Raw genomic sequence first — 23,831 nt, 5'->3', positions numbered from 1 at the left:
ATCAATCCAGGGGTATCTTCAGGATAAAAGAGAGCATTTCGTCTTCTAAGGTACAGGTTATCTCGTAGTTTAGCTTCTGCACCATTTTCTTCACCATCGTAAGGCCCAGTCCTGTCCCGGAAAGGTGTTTATTGCGTGACTGCTCTCCCACATAGTATGGATCCCATATTTTCTCCAGATCCAGATGTTCCTTCCGGCACTCATTTTTTATAGTGAAAACCACCTGTCCGGCGCTTTTCTGCAGGGTGATCCATATCTTATGACCGGAATCGTATTTTACGGCGTTTGTAATCAGGTTGGAAAAAACAGATTCCATCCACTCTCCGTTTGTTGTCACCACAGTCTGCGCTTGGATATCCGGGACAAATTCCAGATTCTGCTCTTTCGAAAGCGGCGTGCAGGATTCCAGGATATCCTGCAGCATGTCACTGAGATCATATGGTTCAAGGGATGGCTCTTTTTTCTCAATGCGGGTCAAAAACAGCAGCCTGTTTATCATCCGGTCCATCTGACTGCTCTGCTGCATGATCGTGTCCAGAAAGGTGCCGTCATCCAGACCGTCTTTTATCCCGTCTGCATAGAGCCTGATCAGGGAAACCGGCGTTTTCAGATCGTGGGCGACATTGTCCAGAAGCTGTTCCATCTGTTCATTTTTATTCTGCAGGGATTTCTGGTAGGCCGTGATCTGGTTTCCCATGGCATTGAGATTGGCGGCTGCCCTCTCCAGTTCATCATTCGTCTGGATCTCCAGCGGATGAAATTCGTTTCTTCCCATGGAGGCAGCAAAGGCATCGAATTGTTTCAGCGGCGCGGTCACCCTTCTCACCAGAATAAAAATAAACAGAAGAGACAGTAAAATGGTAAGGAAACTGATGGATACCGTACATGCGTTCATAATCCGGACCGCATCTTTTATATCAGGAAGGATCATGGCAACTGAAAACAGTCTGGAGTCCCCGGCAGCGTATTCCACAAGCAGACTGTAATTTAATTTTTCCTGGCTGTAGAGGCGGATTCTGTTCTTCCCGCGCATCACCTCTTTGTAATCTTCTTCCCACAGCCAGAACTTCTGAAACCCAACACCTTTTACCTGAAAAGCATCTCTTATTTCATAATTGATCATGTCATTGTCCGAGCTGCGGCTGTCTGCGGATACGGCTATCACTTTATTTTCCGCCTCAATTTCCCGAATTGCCTCTTCATAGGGTACGCCGTCATCCACTGCTTCCATGAGCCTGCCGCAGATCTCAGAGAGACTCTTTTTTTTCTGGTGCAGATAATATTTATCCACAAAACCGGCGTTTAACAGGGCTGATGCACAGGTGGAAACGGACAGTATGACAAGAATGCCTGCCATGAATTTTTGTGATAGCTTATTCATAAGCTTCCTCCATCCTATAGCCTGAGCCAAAACTGGTTTTGATGCAGGAATCACCGATTTTTTTCTCAGACGCCGGATATGCGTATCCACGGTCCGCACATCCCCTGCGTAATCCATCCCCCAGACGCTGTCCAGAATCTGTTCCCTGGACAGGATCATGTTCTTATTCACGAGAAAATAATGAAGCAGATCGTATTCCTTTTTCGTCAGATCCACCTTCTTTTGGTCCATCCGCACCTCATGAGTCTGGGGATTCAGGGAAACCGCTCCGCAGCGCAGGATGGATTCCATATTGCACAGTTTTTTTATGCGCACCAGCAGGATCTCCATATCAAAAGGTTTCCTGATATAATCGTCTGCCCCTGTGACAAGGCCCTGTAATTCACTGGCTGCTGCTGACTTTGCGGTGAGCATGATGATCTTCACCGGAATTTTCATACGGCGGATCTCCCTGCACACAGAAAGTCCGTCTCTTCCGGGCATCATCCAGTCTAAGATCATCAGGTCCGCCCCATCCGTTTCAAAATAATCAAGCGCGTCCTCCCCGTTGAAAACAGTCTGCACGGTGTACCCCTCTCTCTCCAGATACAGCTTTAAAATACGGCTCATATTTTCATCATCTTCTGCGATCAAAACCTTCATATGTTCTCTCTCCCCAATATTCAGATATAAATTTCAAACACTGTGATTTCCGGAACCACACCAAAGCGGGCGGAAATATGGGTAGTCCCAAGTCCGGTATTTACATACAGCTTCTGTTTCCCCTCCTCTCCCACCCGGTACATCCCTCCGCTGTATTTGGAGGAGAGGGAGGTAGCTGCCACGGCCCTTTCGTTTACAAAGGGAAGAAACGGAATCCTGACCTGCCCTCCATGGCTGTGCCCGCTTAAGATCAGTGGATGACCGCTGTCCGGAAACGTCAGGACGCTGTCCGGCTCATGGGTCAGGAGGATCTTAAAATCCGCCGCGTCCGTTCCGGTCATATCCGGCATGGACGGCTGCCCCAGAAGAGAATCATCCAGACCTGTAAACTGTATTTTTTTCCCGTTCTTCGTTGTAATGAACATACTCTCATTTTTAAGTAATGTAAACCCCGAAAGTTCCATGATCTCCTGATATTTTCGCACCGCACCGCCACCGTAGTCCCTGTTTCCCCATATGGCGATCTTTCCATATTCCGCATGCAGCTTTTTCAATTCGGAGATAATGCGGCTGTCATCGCTGTATTTTGCATAATTATCATATAAATCTCCTGTAAAGACAACAAAATCCGGTGACAGGCGATTGCATCTCTCCACTATTTTCTCCAGATTTTTGTATGTGAAGTCCTCCTTTATATGAATATCTGAGATCTGAACGATCTTTACAGGTTCTGCACTGCTTTCTTCTGCCCCCATGGCAAAGGTATTGACGCTGATCCGGAACGGTTCGATCCGAAATGCATAGAAGATACAACCTGCGGCCAGAAGAAATAACAGACAAACGGCGAAAATCAGTTTCTTTAATATTTTCATAATTCATTTATACTCCCTTTCTCAGTATGGAATCAAATCGTTTTCTTCATCCATCCTGTTAAAGGATAAAAAAGAGTTGTGACAGCCATGTTACAAAAAACGGCATGGAGGCCATAATTACTTATGAATCTCCATGCCGTGGTCTTTAAGCTTCTTGTTATGCTTTGACGGCCCAGCGCATTTTTGTAGACCTTGCACGTGGATTTCTTCTGCATTCCTCTGCGGACGGCCGGATCACTTCTGTGGATACTTCCCTGTATACACCTGCTTTGCAAAGCTGCTTGAAGGATTTTTTCACAAGCCTGTCCTCCCCTGAATGAAAGGTCAGAATAGCCGCGCGGCCGCCCTCTGCCAGAACATCGGGCAGCTTCTCCAGAAAGGCTTCCAGCACCTCAAACTCGCTGTTCACATCAATCCTGAGTGCCTGAAAGGTTCTCTGGCAGGATTTTTTCACAGCCTCCTCCCGCTCCTTTTCGGGTACACGGCAGAGTGCTTTTTCGATGATTCTGCGAAGCTGTGTGGTGGTGGACACCTCATTTCCTTTTTTAAATTCCTGCATAACAGCCCTGGCGATCTCCTCTGCAAAAGGCTCGTCTGAATTTTCTACCAGCATTCCCTCCAGTTCTTCCTGGGTCACTTCCTTAAGGCGCTGCGCAGCGGAGACACCCTTTTTGGGGTTCAGCCTCAGATCCAGAGGCCCGTCCGTTTTGTAAGAAAATCCTCTGTCCGGATTGTCTATCTGCATGGAGGAAACACCCAAATCCGCCAGAACAAAATCAAACTTTCCGGCCTGTTCTGCCACCTGGTCAATATCAGCGAAATTTTTCTGTATGATGGTAAGTATCTCAGGGCCGTATCCTTTTTTCTGCAGCCGCTCTCTCGTCTTTTCCATCTCAATGGGGTCCACATCCAGGGCATAAATATGGCCTTCTGCCTGCAGGCATTTCAGCATTTCCGACGTGTGTCCGCCGTACCCGAGGGTTGCATCCAGACCTGTCTGCCCCGGCTGTATCTGCAGAAAATCCAGGATTTCCTTTACCATAATGGAAATGTGCATTCCGGCAGGTGTACTGCCTTTTTCAATGACCTTTTGGATGGTATCCGCGTATTTCTCCGGCTGCAGTTCTTTATATTTTTCTTTATAATTTCTTGGATGGGTGCCTTTATAGCGGACACGGCGCTTGTGCTGCTGTTCTTTCTTTTCCATTGCTGCTGCTCCTTTTATATACAAAATGGGGAACTGTTCCGTTCTCCCGGCTGCTGAACCTGTCTTTTCCTTATTTTGTCCAGCTATGGCTCCGGGTCTTTACGCTCTCCCCTGACTTGACTGCGCTTTTTATCATACAGTCAAGATACTGGTCCTGACAGGCTTCCTCCAGGGAATAGAAGCTCTCACCACCGCATACATACTGATGCATTTTCCAGACAGTATCTGCTACGGCAATTTCCTCGTCACTGAGTCTCGGCCTTCCGAATGGATTAAGGTACAGCCATTCTCCGGCTGCCTGGATTCCCTCTATGACCGGGGCGCCAAGGCCCTCGTCTATACCGGAACCGCTTCTTGTCATATTGTATTCCACCGGTGTTTTGTAATCTTTCAGACAGCGGACGGTATTGTTTTCTATTTCGCCTCTGTCACCTCGGATCAGCACTCTGCTGCCCCTGATTTTTGAAAAATACTGTTCTTCCGTAAAATCAAACACGCCCCATTTGCCGCCAAAATCAAGCACTGCAAATTGCTGTCTGTCCTGTATGATCTGCTCTTTCTCAGGATATCCGGCGCGTCCCGGGCCTTCCACAATGGGATTGGCAAATTCCCATGCCCGAATCACACAGTTTTCAAATCCCACATCCAGATATTTTCTGAGCAGGCTGACACCGTGATATCCATGGCCCACGGAAATCTGTGCCTGTGTCACACGGCCGATCCTTCCCGATTCAATGACAGCCATCCTCGCCATATGGGCGGGCCGCAGCCAATACTGCTCTGCGAACTGCACTCTGGATGGGTCCTTGATTCCGTGATAATACTCCTCAATGGCATCTGCGCAGTTCAGCGCAAATGTCTCGCTGAGCACATAAAAGCCCAGATCAGAAGCCTTATTAAGCATCGCCGGCATCACATCCGGGGAGAGGCACATGACCACAAATTCCACCTCTTCCCTGCACTTGGCAAGCGCATCCAGGTCAGGCAGAACCTTAACGCCCCATTGACGCTCCAGCCGTTTTGCTTTTTCCGGATTCCGCTCCACCACAATGCTCACATGAAAAAATTCCGGAAGCTCTTTTGCCGCCCTCAGGAAAAATTCAGCCCTCCATCCGGCGCCCACAATACCAAATACTGCTCTTTTCATACCCATCTCCTCCTACAGAATCTCACAGAACTCGATTCTTTCTCTGTTTGGCCCTTCAATGATAAAAAATTTGATTCCTTTTTCCCAAAAAGGAAGACTGTTGATTCCCGGAGTCAGCATGGTATATCCCTCCTGTTTCATTTTCTCATACAGCTCTTCCACATGTTTTGTGTCAAGCGCAAAATGATCCACACTGCCGTCACGCTCCGACGCAGCACCATTTTCATATATTTCCAGTGTTAAATTTTCATATCTCAGGAAGGCCACAGTCTCTGCCCCGTTTTTTACCTGATAAATATTTTCAAATCCCAGTTTTTCATAAAACTCAAGACTTTTCTTTATATCATTTGTGGGAATTCCAATATGCTGCAGTCCTGTAACGTAATTTTTCATCATATGCATTCTCCTTTTCTTATGTGATGCCTGTACTGTTTTCTTATACTATTTTCTGGCGCAACCGATCATGCCCGGCATTCTGCTGTGGGGCAATCGTGTAGTTTTATACTATCATAATTCGGGGAAACTGGCTATCAGAATTCCTCTGCCCGTCATATAAAAATATATGTAACTGTCCGGTCGGGTCCTTCGCATTTTGTGCACTGACCGTACATAAGAATAACGGAAGCAGATATCTGCCCCGTGGCAAAGCGTTTTTTCATAGGCAAATGCCGCGAATGCTTCTGACGGCCGGATGGTTACAAATATAATTGATGATAGGGTTTGTCATATGCCGGATATGGCATAGAATTGTAAGACAGGGATGCTGCAGGCAAATAGCCGCAGCATCCTTATATGATAATTTTGAAACGCCGTTTAGATTTTATCCATTTCTTTCATAAACTCTGCAACTGACTCCGCGCGTGCCGCCAGCTTCAGATATTTTGAAAGGATATCCGTATCCTGTTCCTCCAGGATTTTGCTTCTGAGTTCATCCGGTATCATACCTGAATCCTGCAGCAAAAGCAGGATAGATTCCGCTTTGCCCAGCGCTTTGCCTTCTGCTCTGCCCTCCACTCTGCCTTCTGCACGTTCATCCTTCAATAACTCTTCCAGCAGCATAAACTTCTCCTCCATTTCCCGGCTGCTTCTGATATCCTCCATGGACTTCTGGATCTTTCTGATAAAGCTGTCCTGGTAGTCCCGGGTACTGTCTGCCTCGCCGGCTCTGACAAATTCAAGAAATTTAACAAGTTTTTCAGGCACCTCTGCCGTATTGTTTCCGCATGTGCTTAAAAAAATAGTAGTGCTTCCGTCTGCAATGGATAAGCCTGTCTCCGTGCAGATGTTTTGGAAAGTATAGCGGTACTTTTTCTGCCCGAATGGATCAAAATCGCAGATAAAAATCACATAGGCCGCAGGAAGTTCCCTGTAGTCTTCTCCGGTCAGCAGCAGTTCCATATCCATTTGGCTGTGATAATATCGGGCTCTTTTTCCCAGATGGGATTTTTTTGCTACCTGCATTTCCACATTATAGTGGGTCCTGTTTTCATCCCGGGCGATAATGTCAAGCCGTATGCCCCGGTATTCCGGATGGTAGATCATGCTTTTCTCTTTGCTGATCTCCACCTTCTCGATTGGAAAGCCTACAGCTAATTCCAGAAAATCACGGCAGATTTCCTCATGCACCATAACTGCACCGAACATAAAATTATCCTTAAATAAAAGTTGTGCCAGTTTTCTGTTTTGATTCATATATAACCTCCGCACAGGCAGAGGAATTCTGTTTTGATTATAGCACAGTCTGTTTTATTACACCATATAAAAATCAGCATTTGCAGATTGTGCACTTACAGTTCACATATCATATGAAAAGCACCTGAGTTTGAGATGATACCTGTAAAGAAAGGGCACCTGTCAGCTAAATTTCTTGATTTACATATAAATCCCAAGATTTTTTTCGGAATTATCTGTAAAAATAGGAGGATTAGCAAGCAAATCCCCTAAGATTACATACCAAACCCCCAAATTTTTTCGGAATTATTCGTAAAACAAGCTAATAACTTGATTGAGCTCTTTGAAATTACATAATAAAATTAGAGATTTCTTTCAAATTATCTGTAAAGCGGGAAAAAACCGTAGTCAGACTCCTTAAGATTACATACGAAACCCAAAGTATTCCTTCAAATTATCTGTAAAGCAAGGAAAAGCTGCGGCCGTTCACATGCTATTGTCCCGGGAGGTGTTTTCAGACCGAGGGCATGAAAATTCCGAGGCGGCCAGCGCGATATGGAGCAGAATGCTACATATCTGTGCATCGCGAAGCAAATTTTAATGACTAAATGCGTAACGGTTCAGCTTGTCTGGACGGTTACTCATTTTCAAACACACTCCAGTCCTCTCGCAATGGAAATATTACTTACCTCCATGGTGCCGTCTGTGACAAATATGCTGAGTGCATCCCCCGGCTTTTCATAAACTCTGCTGTTAAGAGCCACACCGTTCACATACAGAGTTACAATAGTATCATCCAATATCATCCGCACATGATAAGTCTCCCCTGCCCGAAGCGTGATCGGGCGTTCCAGGCCGATGTTCATGCACCCAAACCAGGGCCAGTTGGGGTTCTTTTCAAAGACATATCTATTCTCCCCTACAGGGAAAATAAACTGGTAAGACTGCGCTGTCTCCTCCTTTTCCAGAACACGGATTCCAAAAGACCTGGTTCCCTCCCCGAAGGTAATATCAGCCTCAAAAGAATACAGATCACCGCATGTCTCAGCAAGCACTTTCTCTTTCCTGGCATAGGGACTATCCAGTTTTACATCGGAAATGTGCTCCCGCTCCCCAAATGCATTCCATACAGTTTCCGGTATTCTTACGCCAAGAGTTCCATCCTGGCGCTGGTATATCTCGTGTGCCACAAAGGTTCCCGCCCACTCAAAGTTCTTCCTGTCATCACCGTCTTCCTTTGTGGGAACCCAGCCAAAGAGTATCCTCTGCCCATTCAGGCAGAACGTTCTTCCGGCATAATAGGCCCTGCCGTCAAAGGCATCATCCAACGGAGCGATCCAGGGCCCCTCAAGACTTCTGCTCATGCGGTAGATGATTTTATTCTTTTCACTGTATTCAGAGATGATATGATACCACCAGTCTCCTATTTTGAACAAGTCCGGCATTTCATGCATGGTATATAGTCCGGGTGCCCAGAAATCCCCCTGGAATTCCCAGTTTTTCAAATCTTTTGATGTAAACTTTACAGTCCGTCCTGTCTGTTCTGTCTTAGGCCCGATTTTACGTGCCCCCAATATAAGCAGGTATTCCTGTGCCTCCTCATTCCAGATGACAAAAGGGTCTCTCCAGTCATCCGGGTCATATCCCTCCTGAGGACAGAAGGTAAGCGCCTCCTGTGTCTTTGTCCAGTGATACAGGTCATCACTCACAGCATGCATCAGCACCTGGGACGCTTTTCCCTGTGCCGGATAATCCCTGTTGTATCCTGTATAAAAAATGTGAAACTTTCCTTCCGCTTCAAACACACTTCCAGCAAAAATAAACTGGTCCTGTTCCTCATCTGTTCCCCTGGGCACTGCCACACCGCAGTCCTGATACGCTACAAAATCCGAGGTAGTCGCCAGGTCCCAGCCAAAGGGTTCGCCAAAGGGCCCCGGCTTTCTGGTATCTCTCTGATGGTAAAGGAAAAATTTGTCCTTATAGCCAAAAGGCATGCAATCTCCAAACCAGGTATCCGGGAATTGATAGTAAAGCTTGTTCATAATAAAATCCTCTCTTTCTAGCCTTTGACAGCACCGGCTGTCAGTCCGCTTAACATATATTTATTGGTAAAAAAATAGAACAGGAATGTAGGCAGAACAGTTACCGTGATGGCAGCAAAAGTCGCACCCCAGTCCGTAGTTCCCATAAATCCCACAAAATCATTCAGTCCCAGTGTCACTGTTTTCATATCCGTAGAACGTGTAAAGGTATAGGCATTGATAAAATCATTCCAGGTAAAGACTCCCTGCATGGTAGCCACTGTCAGGATAGAATTGGTTGACATGGGGAAAATGATCCTGAAAAATGTCTTCATAGGTGTACATCCGTCTATAATGGCTGCCTCCACAATCTCATCCGGCAGAAATTTGCTGAATGAGTAAAAAAGCTGGATGGAATAGGAAAGAGAAAACGCGATCTGCGGCAGTATAATAGCAGGATATGTATTGAGCATATTCATCTTGCTGAAAATAGTAAACAGCGGAATCAGCGCTACCTGAAACGGCAGCATCAGTCCCAAAAGAAAATAGGATAATATTTTCTTATTCCCTTTAAATCGGATCTTACTGAGAGCAAATCCCGCCATAAAACTGATCAGAAGCAGCGGGATCAGCACCCCAACTGTGATGATGATACTATTCTTAAAGTAAGTCAGCATGGGACTTGTGGTGAATACTTTTATATAATTGCTGAAATTGATCGCCCCAGGAAGCGCATAGGAGGCCAGGTGCCGGAAATCCTCCGTTGTCTTCATACTCGACATGATCACGTAAAAGATGGGATATACCTGGAAAACCAGCAGCAGCGCGGCTGCAAGCACTTTGCATCCGGTAAAGATATTCTTTTTTGTCCTCATATTCATGCTTCCTCCCCCCTTTCCGTAACTCTTCTGAATACAAAGCCAACCAGCAGACAGATCGCCACGATCGCCATGGCGACTGCGCTTCCGTACCCGTATTTCATACTGGAAAATGCCTGCTTATACATATATGTGGACATCAGCTCCGATGAATTTCCTGGCCCGCCTTTTGTCAGAAGGAAGGAGATATCAAAGGAACGCAGAGAGCCGTTCAGCACCAGAACGCAGTTGGCGATGATGACGGGTCTGATATACGGAATTTTCACGTGCCGGTATAGCTGCACCACATTGGTACCGTCCATGATCGCAGCCTCCTCCAGTTCCTTCGGAACGCCGATAAGAGCGGCATAAAATATAACCATATAAAGCCCAAGATACTTATACCCCTCCACAAATGCCGCAACAAGGAGGGAAAGTGAGTCATTGGATATCCATTCCATGTAAAGAAGATTCTGATCAAAAAAACCAAGCACAGAGTTGATGACCCCCGGCGGTGTCACAGACAGCAGCTTTGTGAATATCTGGCAGATAGCCACTGAGGAGATTACTACCGGCACATAATACAAGGTCTGCAGCCCTGCCCTAAACTTTGTCACTCTGCTCAAAAACACGGCAAACAGCAGCCCGCCGAACACCTGGATCAGAACACAGATGACGGTATAGAGCAATGTGTGGGCAACTGTGGCCCAAAAAGTCGGGTCATTTGTAAAAAGCTGTATGTAATTCTGAATCCCCAAAAAATTCTTTTCTCCCACTCCGCTCCAATCAAAAAGGCTGTAGTATCCTGCCCAGACAACAGAGACTACCACAAACAGGGTGTACACAATAAAGGCGGGCAGCAGGAACATCATGATCACTTTTTTACGTCCAAACGATTTTTGCATAATATCTTCCTTTCTCTGTCATATGCCGGGAGAAAATGTTGCTGTCCATTCCGTGAACCGTTACCGAAAAATCTCCTTATTTTGGCATTTACAGGCAGAAAATGAGACAGGCGCCTGATATTTAAATTGCACCTGTCTCCTGCAATTCTTATTTACTGTTATTGATGATGAACTGGTCTGCTGCCGCCTCAAATTCTTCAGGTTTTTCTTTACCCTGTGCTAATTTCTGCTGCTCATCCACCAGGTTTGTCAAGGTAGCGGAATCCAGCTTGTCATCCCAGGATACCCAGGCGTCCGTTGCTGTCTCAAACAGTGGCTGCAGATCGTAGAACATCTGATCTAATCCCTCAGGAATCTCATCATTGAACGGTGAGAACACCTTTGCATCGTTATAACAGGAGTCAGAATAATTTTCACACATATACTGGAAAAATCCTTTCATGGTATCATCATAGGTCTGGGCATTGAAGGCTGTACCGAATCCGCCGTGAATAGGAATATTTGTCTCCATATTCTCCTGGCCTGCCACATCCGGCACCGGGAAGAATCCCAGCTCACCTTTGCTGTACATGTCGCTTGCCTGTGAAATCTGACCGGAGCCGCTGTACCACATACAGCCCGTGCCGCCAAAGAACAGGTCTGTAGCTGCCGTGTAATCTGTGCTGAGAAATCCTCCCTGGAAATAACCTTCTGTTCCCAGTGTATACAGCAGATTCACGCCTTCTTTTGCCGCTGTGTTTTCAGAAAATGTTTCTTTCTTCCCAATGTAGTCCATGATAAACCGGTCTTTTGTCATACGCCATGGTGCAAAAGAGAGATATCTCATAAGCTGCCAGTTCTCTTTTCCGGCCACAATCAGCGGAATTTCTTCCTTCTCTTTCAAAGTCCTGCAGACATCCAGGAAATCGTCCCATGTCTCAGGCACTTCCAGGTTATATTTTTCAAAAATATCTTTCCTGTACAGGAAGAATTCACAGTTCAGGCTTTCCGGAAACAGATACACATTACCATCCTCTGCATCTTTGAAAAAGTCATACACAGCTCCGTTCATATTGTCTTTCACCCCAATACGTTCCAGCTCCTCTCCCACATTCACAATCGCATTTATATCTTTTGCTGCTTTGGAGAGAGCGCCGTTGGCGCATCCGTAAATATCCGGCAGCGCATTGCTGTTGATGTAGAGCTGCAGCTTTGTCACATAGTCTGCATCACTGCTGACAAGCTCAAACTCCGGAGCTTCCAATCCTTTTTCCTCACTGAACTCCGTCAGCAGTTTCTTCAAAATAATGTATTTTGTGGATGTCTCACTGCATCTGAGGAGCGCTGTTATCTTCCTGCGTTCACCCGATGATTTTTCTGATGCATCTGCTGCCTTCTTTCCTGTCTCTCCCGTCTGGGAGCTGCTTTCCCCTCCGCATCCTGTAAGTAATGTGGAAAATGCCATTACTCCGGCCAGTGCCAATGCTGCGATTTTTTTTACTTTCATATCTTTCCTCCTTTGAAATACCGGTTTGTGTATCTCTTTTATTGATACTCATATTATAAATTTACACGCGAAAAATCCATATGCAAAAAAGTGGTAAAAACCGGACATACGGAAACAAAACAATAAAAAAAATGCACACACTTTATTATAAGTGTGCACATTTTTCCTATATCCTGCGATATACATTGGGAGTCACTCCGTATTTTTTCTTGAATACCCGTATGAAATAACTCAGGTCATGGTAGCCTGCCATTTCCGCTACCTCGTATATTTTATATCGGTTCTCTGAAATGAGCTGTTCTGCCTTTACAAGTCTGCAGTCCAGCAGGATTTCCAGAAAGCTTTTCCCTGTATTGTTCTTCAGCAGCCGGTTGATATATGTCTTGCTGATCTTAAAATACTCGGAAAGGGAATCCAGGGAAAGGTCTTCCCTGTAATGCTCTTCAATATATGTTAAAATACGCTGTGCGGTCTGCTGGTTCCTGTCCAGCTTACCCCCCCCTGTTCTGGTCCGCCAGAAAACCCAGTGACTTTTTCAGATATTCAAGCAGTTCACGGCGTGTATGGCAGGAATACATCTTCTCAATACTCTCTGTCAGAACAGAAGTCCGCTCCACAGCGGTCCGAAACTTCTGGGATTCATTTCCCAGATACTGAAAGCAGCTGATGAGCAGTTCCATAGCCGCATACCGCATGACATCCAGATCCTCACACCCCTCAAAGATCTGCCCGGCAAAATTCCTGGCAGTCTCAATATTTCCCCTTGCAACTTCTGAAAAAAGCCGTTTTCGTTCCCCCTCCGTGATATTCCAGGTATTCATCTGCACATCTGCAACATCCGTATACTCCAGTATACTGGAATCCTCTCCCATGTACACACACTGTTCACATGCCTCCACTGCCTGTTTGTAAGACATGTTTACAGAGTAGGGATCTGTCTGTGCAAGACTGATCCCGAATGAAATATCCCCCATAGTGATATCCTTTATATTTTTCTGTATCTCTTCACAGGCCTGCACACAGTGGCTGACACAGTCTCTTCCGTCCATGGATTTTGGATAGACCACAATGAAACAATATCCCAGGGTGTCTGTCTCGGAATATACCTGTACACTGGTCTGCCTCAGAAATTCCTCACAGATATTACACACCACAAAATCATACAGGACCGGCTCCAGATCCGCTGTCTGCCCATCCCCGGCGCTTGTAATGCGGGCATAGACAAAGACGTGCTGTTCCATTCTGATATTGAGAAGCTCCATGCGCACAGCCATGTCAGCCGGATCGCGAAACCTGCCGTATATTAAATCAGAGATAAGCTTGCTTCTAACCATGGGCAGTGTCTGCTGGTACTTTTTTCTCATTTCCGAATAGTCTTTTTTCTGCTTATTGCGCAGGCGGATGCGGCTGCAGACTTGTTCAATGACTGCATGCATCTCTCTAAAGTTCACAGGCTTCAGCAGATATTCACAGACACCGATGCGCAGTGCCTGCTGGGCAAACGAAAAATTATCGTACCCGGTCAACAGGATGATCTCCGTATCCGGGCTTTCTTTTTTTACCTGCTCTGAAAATTCCAGCCCGTTCATGCCCGGCATTTTAATATCACTCAGAATAATATCCGGATGGTGCCTGGCCGCAAGCTCCAGCCCCTCCGCGCCATCCTCCGCGCTTCCCACCACACAGCAGCCATACATCTCCCAGGGAAAGGAACACAAGCCGTCCAGTATTATATATTCATCATCAAGAATCAGGACTTTCAAATCCATTTTCAGGCCTCCTATCCGCTAAATTTTCTGCCCGCGCGTAAACTTCATCTGTACTCATCTGGAACGGAATCCGTATTGTGATGCATGTCCCTTCTCCGGGACTTGACTGGACAGCCAGCCCATACCCTTCCCCAAACAGATATTTCAGCCTCTGATGTACGGCATAGACCCCCAGTCCCGTATGGGCTGTATTGATATTCTGCCTGTCCGCGCTGCCCGGCTCCATGAGCAGTGCCTTCCTTGTCTCCTCCGACATACCCACTCCGGTATCCGAGACACAGATCAGAACCACATCGCCGTCTCTGTGCCCTTTCACTGTGAGCTCCGCCTTCTCTCTGCTCACTTCAACACTGTGGACAATGGCATTTTCCACCAAAGGCTGAATGGTGAGCTTTGGAATAAGCTGCTGATAGATTTCAGGGGCTATGTCAAAGACCACTTCAAAGCGGTTGCGGTACCGTGTCTTCTGTATATAGAGATAATCCTTTACATACCGCAGCTCTTTTTCCACTGTGAATACAGCCTCCTTGTTGCTGATGCTGATACGAAGCAGATTGCTCACGGCACTGACCATATCACAGATGTCATCCTTGCCCTCTTTATGTGCCATCCAGTTAATGGTATCCAGGGCATTGTACAGAAAATGAGGATTTATCTGTGCCTGCAAGGCTTTGAATTCCATTTCTTTATTTAAAACACGGCTGTGTGCAATCTCTTCCAGCAGTTTTTCCACCTTTTGGATCGTAGAATTGAACACCTGATTCATCTCTCCGAATTCGTCTTTCCTCTCCTCCTCCAGGCGGACTTTGAAATCGCCCTTTGAGAACTTTTTCAGTGCCCCCACTGTACTGGTGATCGGACGGACAAGAAAGTAAGACATAATGACTGACAGGGCCAGACTCAGAAGAATACCCAGTACTGCCGCCACCGCGGTTCCTGTCTGCAGAGGCATAAGGGATTTACTAATTTCTTTGTCAGGAAGGATTCCTATGGTTTTCCATCCTGTATACTCTGAGACCTGGTATATCACCTGATAGGGCGCACCCTCAATTTCATAACGGAAGGAATCATCCCATTTTACAAATAAGTCATCCGCTTTGTCTGTAAGCTCTGATTTTTCCCCCAGGATGATCTTGTTGTTGTCATCCAAAAGAATGATTTTACCCGAAGACGCGAAATCCACATTGTGCTGGATACGCTCCAGAGCGGAAAGACGGATGGATGTGCGCAGGATTCCCAGAGACTGCATGGAGAGAATATCTTTGATCTCCTTCACCACCTGCAGATTCCCGCTGGTACCGATATCATTAACACATACAATAGCACCCATGCGTTCCCGGGCCGTCTGCTTTAATTCCTCTGTGTTCGGCAGATCCGGTGCCTGATAAAGAATCGAACAGAAATATTCTTTTCCGTTTTCTCCGTATATTTCCATATCTTCCATATGGATACTGTTGAACATCTGGACCATCAGACGTTTTAATTTTCTGGTTCCGCTGTAATATCCTTCCTCGTCCTCCCCCGGTTTTCCGTATATCAGCTCTTCCTGTACCGTTGGGTTAAATGCCAGATAGTCCAGCTTATTGTAAACCAATTTCATGAAGGAATCGTAATTCTCTGAAATCTGCTTAATGGTCTCCTCTGTCTGCATCACAGTCTTATTCAGGATAATATCTGATGCGATATAATATGTAATCCCTCCAGAGATCAGAGAGATCAGCAGTGTGACCAACAGACAGGAAAGAAACATTTTGTTGAAGATCTTCATGTTTTTCATTCTTTTTTTGATATGCGGTATCATGTTACTGTCTCACCTCAATACTCTTGCCGCCTTCAGCCTTGCCCTGGTATCCTCCAGCATTTTCAGTTCCTCCGCTGTCATATCTTTCTGTGAAAAGATTTCAGCCATACGGAAATGTTCCAGCGCCTTGTCCTCCTCTTTTCTGGACAGGGCGATGACGGACATGCAGCATTCCCCCACCGAACGAAGCCAATAGGTACCGAACTCATCGTAGATTCTGGCGCTCTTCTGAAAATACCGCTCTGCCTCCCCATAGTTCCCCTGCAGATATAAAATATATCCGTAATCCTCATAAAACAGATCCAGGCTCTTTGTCACGCGTTTTTCCTGGCAGAGACAGATGGCTTTCTCCATGATTTTACCGGCCTTCTCATACTCCCCACGCCGCCTGTAGATCAGCGCCAGATAGTCATAGGCGCCTGCCACATTAAAATAATTGGCCCGTTTCATCTTCGGGCTTTCAAATAACTGGATGGAGGAGAGCAGCAGATTTTCTGCCTTGTCATACTCTTCTTTCAGGATATTGCAGTATCCCTCCAGCCTCAGCAGTACCCCTCTCTCCCTGGCATAAGCCTTCAGGTTCTCTGTGGATTTTGCCTCCTTCAGATACTTTTCCATCCACTTGACACTGCCCTCCTTCAGGCCAAAGCAGATCAATTCCACGTATCCCTTGAGAAGCATATCCGTCCGTTCCAGCTCCCTGGCGCGCCTTATCATCTCCTGGATATACACGATCCCCTGCTTACGCTTGCCGTCACGTGTGAGCGAACGCCCTGCCAGGAAATCAAGGACCATATGCAGCTCCTCATAATCCCTGAAATCCACCTCATCCTCCATGGCTTCCAGGCGCTGGGTATACTCGTCCATATCCTGATAAATGCGTTCCCTGTCCAGCCTTAAACTCTTTCTCGTATCTTCATCATTGACCACCGTAGGGAAAAATTCATCGTAATAGTCCAGCACATACTGCAGATTCATAATATCATAATACAGCTTCTCATACTCGCAGTCTGTAAAACTGTAATGATACCGCAGTTCGGACAGATAAAAATATACCCCTCTGTTCTTCTGGTATATCTTTTCATAATACCGGATCGCCAGCTTGTGAAGTTCCAGCCGCTTAAACTGGGAGGTGCGTTCATATATCATGTCCCGCACCATTTTTTCCCGTATTTTCAGCATCCTGTGCTTTCCCGCGCCGGTCTCGGAAAGGAGCCTTCTTCGCATGAGAAAATCCAGGATCTTCATCACCTTCACGGAGTTTTCTTCCAGCATACTGCTAAGCTGCTGTACATCGGTTCCGTGCTCCATCACAGACAAATACTCCAGATACTCGTATTCCTCCTGCCTGAATCCGGAAAACAGCCTCTCCAGTGTCCTCTCCGTCTCCGGCAGAAACTGAAAATTCTCTTCTGCCCCTACACGGATATTTTCTGCCACATCCTTCAGAAACCTCAGGTTTCCGCCTGTATATTCATAGATGCTGTGGGAGGAGAGTTTTTCCGGAAACTTTTCTCCCAGGGCATCCACCAGATATGCTCTGCTTTCCTCCTCCGTCAGATGGCGGAGTCTCACCACCCTCACCCGTGACACAGATTCCAGGCGTGCCAGAAGCTGCGGCTGTGCCTGAAAATTTGGGCAGTATTCCATTAATATAAAGAAGTCTCTTCTGTAACGCTCAAAAAAACAGGAGATAAGCAGATTGAGACTCTGTTCATCTACGGATTCCATGTTCCTCAGCAGCAGAATATAATTGCCGTCCTTTCTCCTGACCGCCTTCATCATGATCTCCATCCGGTTCCTGTAACAGATATCACTGTTTCCCCCGAAGAATTCCATATTCTCCTGGGGAAGAGCAATACGGCATCTGTCACAGATCTGCTCCATCACTTTCTCCAAAGCCAGATATCTGACCTGCTGGTCTGAAACCTGGAACTCCACGGAGATCACCCTTGCGTTCTCCATACTCTCAATAAACGTTTTTAAGACCATGGATTTCCCCATGCCTACACTTCCGCAGAGAATGCAGATATCCGCCTCCTCCCTGCGGCTGTATCTGAGATACTCCTTGGAGAGCTCTGCCACAGCCTGCAGATGGCCGCCGTAGAGAGAGCCGTCCCCTTCCTCCCTGCGCCGTTTGCGCATGAGCAGGATTTTTTCATACTGGTCCTTTGTACGTGGCTCCGGCTCCACTCCCACATCCTTCTTCAGATTCTCCGCAAACCCGGTATAGACCAGTACCGCCTTGTTATAATCCCTGCGCGCCGCATAAATCTGCATCAGCGCACAGCAGGCCCTCTCCTGATAAGGGTCCAGGAGCAGTATTTTCCTTGCATATCCCTCCGCCGCAGTGTAATCCTCTCTCTCCATGCATTTTTTCATGGCAGGAAGAAAACGGTCCACAAACAGCTTCTCATACACATTCTGAATACTGCTCACCCACTTTTCAAACCCGACACAATTTTTCAGATGAAACTTATCTAAAAAGCAGCAGTTCTCCATCTGCAGCAGATATTTTTCACCATTGTCCATGAGAAATACATCGGTATCCCTGACAATCTCTATCTCCGGGTCCAGCTTGATATACTCTTTCCCCATGGTCACAAGAACACCGTCCCCCAACAGTGTCCGCAGCTTATACAGGCTGTTCCGCAGATTTCGCCTGGCTCCCTCCTCACTTTGCTCCTCCCAGAACAGGGCTGCCAGCTCATCCCTGGAACAGCTCTCATTAAAAAGAAGATATAATAGCAATGCCTGAATCTTTTTCTGCGGGATCACCACCCGGACCCCGTCCCTGATGATCTCCGGTTTTCCCAGAAAATGAACCGTAATTTTCATTTTTCCTGTTTTCCCCTTTGCTGATATATAGTTTATGTCACTGGAACATATCTGAAATATCTGCCTTACATTATATCTGAATTTTCGCATTCCGTAAAGAATTCATTGAATCGTCATCCTGAACATCTCCTCCTTTTTCACTTTTTCCTGTTAAAACTTTAATTTGCATGACATGTCAAGTCAGAAAGTGACGATAAACTGACATCTGTTATCTATAATAAAAGAAAAGCGTGTGAAGTTTATAGAAAAACCACATATAAAAAAGAGGAGGATTTTTTATGCAAACAGTAGTAATAACAGGGGAAACACTGACGCTGGACGAATTGGTGGCAGTCTGCCGTTTTGACGCTTTCGTGGAACTGGACAAGGAGGCAGTGGAACGCATCCGTGCATCCAGAAAAATCATTGATGACTTTGTAGAACGCGAAGAAGTCGTTTATGGCGTTACCACAGGATTCGGCAAATTCAGCGATGTTGTCATTTCCAAAGAGGACTGTGTACAGCTTCAGAAAAACGTGATCATGACCCATGCAGTGGGAGCCGGAGAGGCATTCCCGGCAGAAGTAGTCCGCGGCATCATTCTGCTCCGTCTGAACAATCTGGCAAAAGGCTTCTCCGGTGCCCGTCTCGAGACAGTGGAAACCCTGGTTGCCATGCTGAACAAACATCTGCACCCCGTCATTCCGCAGAAAGGCTCTCTGGGTGCCAGCGGCGATCTGGCTCCGCTCTCCCACATGGTGCTTCCCATGATGGGCATGGGGCTTGCTGAATATGAGGGACACATTTATCCGGGCAGAGAGGCCATGGAAAAAGCAGGAATCCCGGTCATCAACCTTCATGAAAAAGAAGGCATTGCGCTGATCAACGGAACACAGGTCATGACCGCTGTGGGAGCCCTCACAGTATATGATGCCATCCGCCTGATCAAATACGGAGATATCGCGGCAGCCCTCTCCTTTGAAGCACTGAACGGTATCACAACAGCACTGAAACCACAGGTCCATCTCACCCGCCCGCACAAAGGCCAGATCGACACCGCCCGCATTTTAAATGAACTGCTGGAAGGCAGTCAGATGACGACAGAGCAGGGCGAGCTTCGCGTACAGGACCCATACACCCTGCGCTGTCTGCCCCAGATTCACGGTGCATCTAAAAATGCCCTGAATTACATTATTGACCAGATAGAAGTGGAAATGAACTCGGTAACAGACAACCCGATCATCTTCCCGGAGACCCAGGAGGTCATTTCCGGCGGAAACTTCCACGGACAGCCCATGGCTCTCACCTTTGATTTCCTCGGTATCGCTGTCGCTGAACTTGCAGATGTGGCAGAACGCCGTATTGAGCGTCTTGTAAATCCGGCCCTCAACTACGGACTTCCCGCATTCCTGGTAGAGGGCGGCGGACTGAATTCCGGTTATATGATCGTGCAGTATTGTGCTGCTGCCCTGGTATCTGAGAATAAAATACTGGCTCATCCGGCCTGCGTGGACAGCATTCCTTCTTCCGCCAACCAGGAAGACCATGTATCCATGGGCACCATCTCCGCAAGAACAGCCCGGGATATTGCCGAAAATGTACGTCGTGTACTGGCTATGGAAATTCTCTGTGCCTGCCAGGCAATTGATTTAAGAAGCCAGTCAGATGCCGGTAAAAAGGGTGCGCTTGGAAAAGGAACAAAAGCAGCCTATGACATGGTCCGCAGCAGAATCCCATTCTATGACAAAGACCGTGAGCTCTACCCTGAAATCAATACCTGTGAAGAACTGCTTGCTGATGACAGCCTGCTCCAGGCAGTGGAAAACGCCTGCGGCCCCATCGTCTTTTAAAGAATATAGGAGTTAAATATGGAAAATAAAAAAGAATACAGCTCAAGCATTAAAGTACGTTTCTTTATCTGCAGTATTATTGGTGTTTTTCTTTTCTTTGTTACCATTCCTTACAATGGCAACAAAAAAGTGCCCATGGTACATATCATGGACATCATTCAGACTGCACTTGGTCCAAAAGTCCAGTATATTTTTGTTATGATTTCCTGCCTTGTTGTACTGGCAGCCAGCATCTATGTAAAATACGGAAAAAATGTACCCGGCATCCTGAAAAGTACTTATCAGAAAGATAATCTTTTCTCCTACTTTACTTATGTCACTGCAGCTATTTTCAGTGTCATGGCTATCTTCCAGATTGGGCCTGCTCCTATTATAGACCCGGAGATCGGGGAGACCTCTCTGAGCATTGCCGCTGATTCGTTCTTTGCCATCATGGTAGCCGGAACCCTGGTTGCTTTTATCACAGAATTCGGTTTTCTGGAATTTCTGGGAAAACTGCTCGAGCCGATCATGCGCCGTGTCTATAAGGTACCCGGCAAATCGGCTGTGGATGCTATTTCTTCCTTTGTGGCAGCTCCCGCGGCAGGCGTTATGATCACCAATGACCTGTATCAGAAGAAAGTATATACAGCCAGAGAAGCCAGCTCCATCACCACCAACTTCAGTATTGCCAGTCTGGGCGGTTTTGCCTTCCTGTCATCCATTGCAGGAATAGAAAATCTCTACAGCGAGGTTGTACTGGCGGCTTTTATCTGTGTATTTGTACTGGCAGCAATTATGATCCGTATTCCTCCGCTGTCCAGAAAACCGGATACCTATATTGACGGAACCGTACAGACAGAGACCCAGAGAAAACCGGAACACTACAGTGGCCAGACATTTCCCACCGCATACCAGGATGCTCTGGAAAAAGCATCGGGAACAAAATTCACTGTATTTTTAGAACAGCTGAAATCTTCTTTTATGTTTGGTATCAAGGTAAATGCTTTTATTGTATCCCTTTCCGTTATCTGCCTTCTGATTTTTAACTATACACCTATTGCCAAATGGATCGCCATTCCCATGGCACCGATTTTAAGTCTCTTAGGACTTCCGGATGCACAGCAGATTGCTGCTTCCTCCATTGTGGGAATCTTTGCGTTGTCCATACCGGCAACCCTGATCAAAGGCAAAGCTGTGGCTGCGGCCAGTGCGTTTTTCGTTGTTGTGCTGTCCACATCACAGATCATATTCTTTACGGAGAGTGCCAACGCCATGCTGGAATCTGATATTCCCGTAGGCTTCGGAGACCTTGTTAAAATTTTCTTCATCCGCACCATCATTCTGATTCCAATGGTAGCGCTGATGGCAAAAATACTGGTGTGACAAACTGGTAAATCTATATTCGGAGTGTGAAAATCATGAAAGAAAACCATAAAATTTTATTTGAGCCTTACCAATTGGCAGGCTGTACCCTGAAAAACAGATATGTGATGGCAGCCATGGGCACCGGCGGTATGGTAACCGCTGAGAATACATTTAACGAACGCGGAATTGAATACTATGTGGCAAGGGCCAAAGGCGGTGTGGGCCTCATCATCACAGGTACCATTTACGCGGAAAACGATATTGAAAAAGCAGTGGACGGAACCATGCCGTGCCCCACGGACAACCCTTCCACATTTATCATGAACACAGCGGAAATGTGTGAGCGTGTCCACGCTTACGGCTCCAAAATTTTCACTCAGCTCACTGCCGGCTTCGGCCGTGTGCTGAAACCTCACCTGCTCTGCGGACAGCCCCCCATCGCCCCCTCCCCGATCAGCAGTTACTGGGATGAGAACCTTATGTGCAGGGAACTGACCGTGGATGAGATCCATACCATCGTAGAACGATGCGGCGATACGGCAAAAATCTGCCAGCAGGCAGGCTTTGACGGTATTGAAATCCATGCCGTCCATGAGGGATATCTTCTGGATCAGTTTGCCATTCCGTTCTTTAACAAACGGACGGATGAATACGGCGGATGCCTGGAGAACCGTCTCCGGTTTGCCTGTGAAGTAGTACAGAATATCAAGAAAAAATGTGGTGAGAAATTCCCGGTCATCCTTCGCTACTGTTTAAAATCCTACATAAAAGGCGTGCGCCAGGGGGGCCTTCCCGGCGAAGAATTTGAAGAACTCGGCCGTGATATCCCGGAAGGTATCGAAGCTGCCAAGATTCTGGTCAAAGCAGGCTACGATGCACTGGATGTGGATGCCGGAGCCTATGATTCCTGGTACTGGTCGCATCCGCCTATGTATTTTGAAAAGGGAATGAACCTTCCCTTCGGCGAAATTCTGAAAAAAGAAATGGATGTCCCCATCCTCATTGCCGGACGCATGGAAAATCCGGACCTGGCTTCCGAAGCCCTGCGGGATGGCAAAACCGACCTGATCGCCCTGGGCAGAAGTCTTCTGGCTGACCCTGACACGGTAAATAAAATCCGAAGCGGCAGATTCGAGTTTGTCCGCCCCTGTCTCGGATGCCATGAGGGCTGTATGAATCGGCTTATCACCGCCAAACCTGTTTCCTGCGCAGTGAACCCTTCCTGCGGAAGAGAGACATACTATGATCTGAAGCCCGCATGTGTACAGAAAAAGATTCTCATCATCGGCGCCGGCGTGGCAGGTATGGAGGCAGCAAGAGTCCTGAAACTCAGAGGACATTCCCCTGTCATCCTGGAAAAAAGCAGCCGGCCGGGCGGCTCCCTTCATCTGGCAGGTGCACCTTCATTCAAGCACGATGACTTAAAGCTGATTGACTGGTATCAGAGAACCCTGGAGGAAATGGGTGTGGAGATTCATTACAATACTGCTGTTACGGCAGAAACCCTGAAATCCTATCCCCATGACGCCGTGATCGTTGCCACCGGTTCCACGCCGCGGACCCTCCGTCTGCCGGGAAATCACGATATGTACCCTGCAGAGCGCATCTTCTCCGGCGAGATCAAACCGGGCAGCCATACCGTCATCATCGGCGGCGGTCTTGTAGGATGCGAACTGGCCCTTGACCTGGCTGAAAACGGAAAACAGGTGACGATACTGGAAGCCCTGCCTGAGATTTTATCTGCAGGGGCACCGGTTCCCCATATGAATAAGATCATGCTGAAGGATCTGCTGCACTTCCACCATGTACAGCAGATTGCAGGCGCAGGCGTCAAATGCATCGAAGGAAACACGGTGACCTACACAAAAGACGGTGAAGAGCACAAATTAGACGCTGACACATTTGTCTGTGCCATCGGATATACCTCCAACAATTCACTTTACGAGCAGTTAAGCCTGGAAGAAAATGAGATTTATCTGCTGGGTGACGCACGGAGAGTACGCAATATTATGTATGCAGTCTGGGATGCCTACGAGCTGGCACGCAGTCTGTAAAGGC

Annotated in this window: 17 protein-coding genes; 3 read left to right on the top strand and 14 right to left on the bottom strand. The window is 47.0% G+C overall.

Going from position 1 to position 23,831, the window contains the following annotated elements:
* Nucleotide 1: 1 nt before the first annotated feature.
* The 14 genes from MUB35_RS08780 to MUB35_RS08720 all read right to left on the bottom strand — a co-directional run bounded on the left by MUB35_RS08780 (nt 2) and on the right by MUB35_RS08720 (nt 18,597).
* A complete protein-coding gene (locus MUB35_RS08780) occupies nt 2-2,023 on the bottom strand; it encodes a response regulator (protein WP_244806077.1) in 2,022 nt (673 codons plus the stop codon).
* Between the two features lie 20 nt (nt 2,024-2,043).
* The gene (locus tag MUB35_RS08775) at nt 2,044-2,895 is read right to left on the bottom strand and encodes a metallophosphoesterase (protein WP_244806076.1); all 852 of its coding nucleotides are present in this window, start codon (nt 2,893-2,895) and stop codon (nt 2,044-2,046) included.
* A 157-nt stretch (nt 2,896-3,052) separates the two neighbouring features.
* Nucleotides 3,053-4,102, bottom strand: a complete 1,050-nt coding sequence (gene rsmH / locus MUB35_RS08770) for a 16S rRNA (cytosine(1402)-N(4))-methyltransferase RsmH (protein WP_244806075.1) — start codon at nt 4,100-4,102, stop codon at nt 3,053-3,055.
* A 70-nt stretch (nt 4,103-4,172) separates the two neighbouring features.
* Nucleotides 4,173-5,249, bottom strand: coding sequence for a Gfo/Idh/MocA family protein (locus MUB35_RS08765; RefSeq protein WP_244806074.1), 1,077 nt, complete (start codon nt 5,247-5,249; stop codon nt 4,173-4,175).
* Nucleotides 5,250-5,261: 12 nt separating this feature from the next.
* Nucleotides 5,262-5,645, bottom strand: a complete 384-nt coding sequence (locus MUB35_RS08760) for a VOC family protein (RefSeq protein WP_033140236.1) — start codon at nt 5,643-5,645, stop codon at nt 5,262-5,264.
* 417 nt (nt 5,646-6,062) lie between these two features.
* Nucleotides 6,063-6,941, bottom strand: coding sequence for an Rpn family recombination-promoting nuclease/putative transposase (locus MUB35_RS08755; protein ID WP_244806073.1), 879 nt, complete (start codon nt 6,939-6,941; stop codon nt 6,063-6,065).
* Nucleotides 6,942-7,567: 626 nt separating this feature from the next.
* Complete coding sequence (locus MUB35_RS08750) at nt 7,568-8,962, bottom strand: glycoside hydrolase family 32 protein (protein WP_244806072.1); 1,395 nt, start codon at nt 8,960-8,962, stop codon at nt 7,568-7,570.
* Between the two features lie 17 nt (nt 8,963-8,979).
* On the bottom strand, nt 8,980-9,816 hold the full coding sequence (locus MUB35_RS08745; protein WP_227210227.1) for a carbohydrate ABC transporter permease: 837 nt from the start codon (nt 9,814-9,816) through the stop codon (nt 8,980-8,982).
* Between the two features lie 2 nt (nt 9,817-9,818).
* Nucleotides 9,819-10,703: a carbohydrate ABC transporter permease gene (locus tag MUB35_RS08740; protein ID WP_148393404.1), complete on the bottom strand. Its 885-nt coding sequence runs from the start codon at nt 10,701-10,703 to the stop codon at nt 9,819-9,821.
* Between the two features lie 148 nt (nt 10,704-10,851).
* Entirely contained in the window at nt 10,852-12,189 is a 1,338-nt protein-coding gene (locus MUB35_RS08735; RefSeq protein WP_244806071.1) for an ABC transporter substrate-binding protein, read from the bottom strand.
* Between the two features lie 166 nt (nt 12,190-12,355).
* On the bottom strand, nt 12,356-12,607 hold the full coding sequence (locus MUB35_RS31010; RefSeq protein ID WP_442863162.1) for a helix-turn-helix transcriptional regulator: 252 nt from the start codon (nt 12,605-12,607) through the stop codon (nt 12,356-12,358).
* Nucleotides 12,608-12,680: 73 nt separating this feature from the next.
* A complete protein-coding gene (locus MUB35_RS08730; protein ID WP_244806070.1) occupies nt 12,681-13,958 on the bottom strand; it encodes a response regulator in 1,278 nt (425 codons plus the stop codon).
* A complete protein-coding gene (locus MUB35_RS08725; protein ID WP_148393407.1) occupies nt 13,933-15,759 on the bottom strand; it encodes a cache domain-containing sensor histidine kinase in 1,827 nt (608 codons plus the stop codon). Before MUB35_RS08725 ends, MUB35_RS08730 begins: the two co-directional genes overlap by 26 nt.
* A gap of 9 nt (nt 15,760-15,768) precedes the next feature.
* A complete protein-coding gene (locus MUB35_RS08720; protein WP_033140271.1) occupies nt 15,769-18,597 on the bottom strand; it encodes a tetratricopeptide repeat protein in 2,829 nt (942 codons plus the stop codon).
* A gap of 278 nt (nt 18,598-18,875) precedes the next feature.
* On the opposite strand from MUB35_RS08720, the gene hutH reads away from it, so the two are divergent.
* Genes hutH through MUB35_RS08705 form a run of 3 tightly spaced genes read left to right on the top strand, consistent with a single transcriptional unit; the run spans nt 18,876 to nt 23,827 of the window.
* Nucleotides 18,876-20,426 carry a histidine ammonia-lyase gene (gene hutH / locus MUB35_RS08715; protein ID WP_033140238.1) on the top strand — a complete coding sequence of 517 codons (1,551 nt, stop codon included), beginning with the start codon at nt 18,876-18,878 and terminating at the stop codon, nt 20,424-20,426.
* 18 nt (nt 20,427-20,444) lie between these two features.
* Nucleotides 20,445-21,791: a YjiH family protein gene (locus MUB35_RS08710; RefSeq protein WP_244806069.1), complete on the top strand. Its 1,347-nt coding sequence runs from the start codon at nt 20,445-20,447 to the stop codon at nt 21,789-21,791.
* Nucleotides 21,792-21,826: 35 nt separating this feature from the next.
* Nucleotides 21,827-23,827, top strand: a complete 2,001-nt coding sequence (locus MUB35_RS08705; RefSeq protein ID WP_033140240.1) for an oxidoreductase — start codon at nt 21,827-21,829, stop codon at nt 23,825-23,827.
* Nucleotides 23,828-23,831: the final 4 nt, after the last annotated feature.

Origin of the sequence: Blautia sp. NSJ-175, assembly GCF_022867815.1 — a bacterium.
Taxonomy (GTDB): domain Bacteria; phylum Bacillota; class Clostridia; order Lachnospirales; family Lachnospiraceae; genus Blautia; species Blautia celeris.
The sequence above is the reverse complement of the archived record's forward strand: the minus strand, read 5'-3'. Positions and strand labels throughout refer to the sequence as shown.

What these genes read in the sequence shown, in the direction of transcription:
- MUB35_RS08710 (WP_244806069.1), top strand. Translation starts at nt 20,445, where the DNA reads ATGGAAAATAAAAAAGAATACAGCTCAAGCATTAAAGTACGTTTCTTT.
- MUB35_RS08745 (WP_227210227.1), bottom strand. Translation starts at nt 9,816, where the DNA reads ATGAGGACAAAAAAGAATATCTTTACCGGATGCAAAGTGCTTGCAGCC.
- MUB35_RS08765 (WP_244806074.1), bottom strand. Translation starts at nt 5,249, where the DNA reads ATGAAAAGAGCAGTATTTGGTATTGTGGGCGCCGGATGGAGGGCTGAA.
- MUB35_RS08735 (WP_244806071.1), bottom strand. Translation starts at nt 12,189, where the DNA reads ATGAAAGTAAAAAAAATCGCAGCATTGGCACTGGCCGGAGTAATGGCA.
- MUB35_RS08775 (WP_244806076.1), bottom strand. Translation starts at nt 2,895, where the DNA reads ATGAAAATATTAAAGAAACTGATTTTCGCCGTTTGTCTGTTATTTCTT.
- MUB35_RS08750 (WP_244806072.1), bottom strand. Translation starts at nt 8,962, where the DNA reads ATGAACAAGCTTTACTATCAATTCCCGGATACCTGGTTTGGAGATTGC.
- rsmH (WP_244806075.1), bottom strand. Translation starts at nt 4,102, where the DNA reads ATGGAAAAGAAAGAACAGCAGCACAAGCGCCGTGTCCGCTATAAAGGC.
- MUB35_RS08730 (WP_244806070.1), bottom strand. Translation starts at nt 13,958, where the DNA reads ATGGATTTGAAAGTCCTGATTCTTGATGATGAATATATAATACTGGAC.
- MUB35_RS08720 (WP_033140271.1), bottom strand. Translation starts at nt 18,597, where the DNA reads ATGAAAATTACGGTTCATTTTCTGGGAAAACCGGAGATCATCAGGGAC.
- hutH (WP_033140238.1), top strand. Translation starts at nt 18,876, where the DNA reads ATGCAAACAGTAGTAATAACAGGGGAAACACTGACGCTGGACGAATTG.
- MUB35_RS08705 (WP_033140240.1), top strand. Translation starts at nt 21,827, where the DNA reads ATGAAAGAAAACCATAAAATTTTATTTGAGCCTTACCAATTGGCAGGC.
- MUB35_RS08740 (WP_148393404.1), bottom strand. Translation starts at nt 10,703, where the DNA reads ATGCAAAAATCGTTTGGACGTAAAAAAGTGATCATGATGTTCCTGCTG.
- MUB35_RS08780 (WP_244806077.1), bottom strand. Translation starts at nt 2,023, where the DNA reads ATGAAGGTTTTGATCGCAGAAGATGATGAAAATATGAGCCGTATTTTA.
- MUB35_RS08725 (WP_148393407.1), bottom strand. Translation starts at nt 15,759, where the DNA reads ATGATACCGCATATCAAAAAAAGAATGAAAAACATGAAGATCTTCAAC.
- MUB35_RS08760 (WP_033140236.1), bottom strand. Translation starts at nt 5,645, where the DNA reads ATGATGAAAAATTACGTTACAGGACTGCAGCATATTGGAATTCCCACA.
- MUB35_RS08755 (WP_244806073.1), bottom strand. Translation starts at nt 6,941, where the DNA reads ATGAATCAAAACAGAAAACTGGCACAACTTTTATTTAAGGATAATTTT.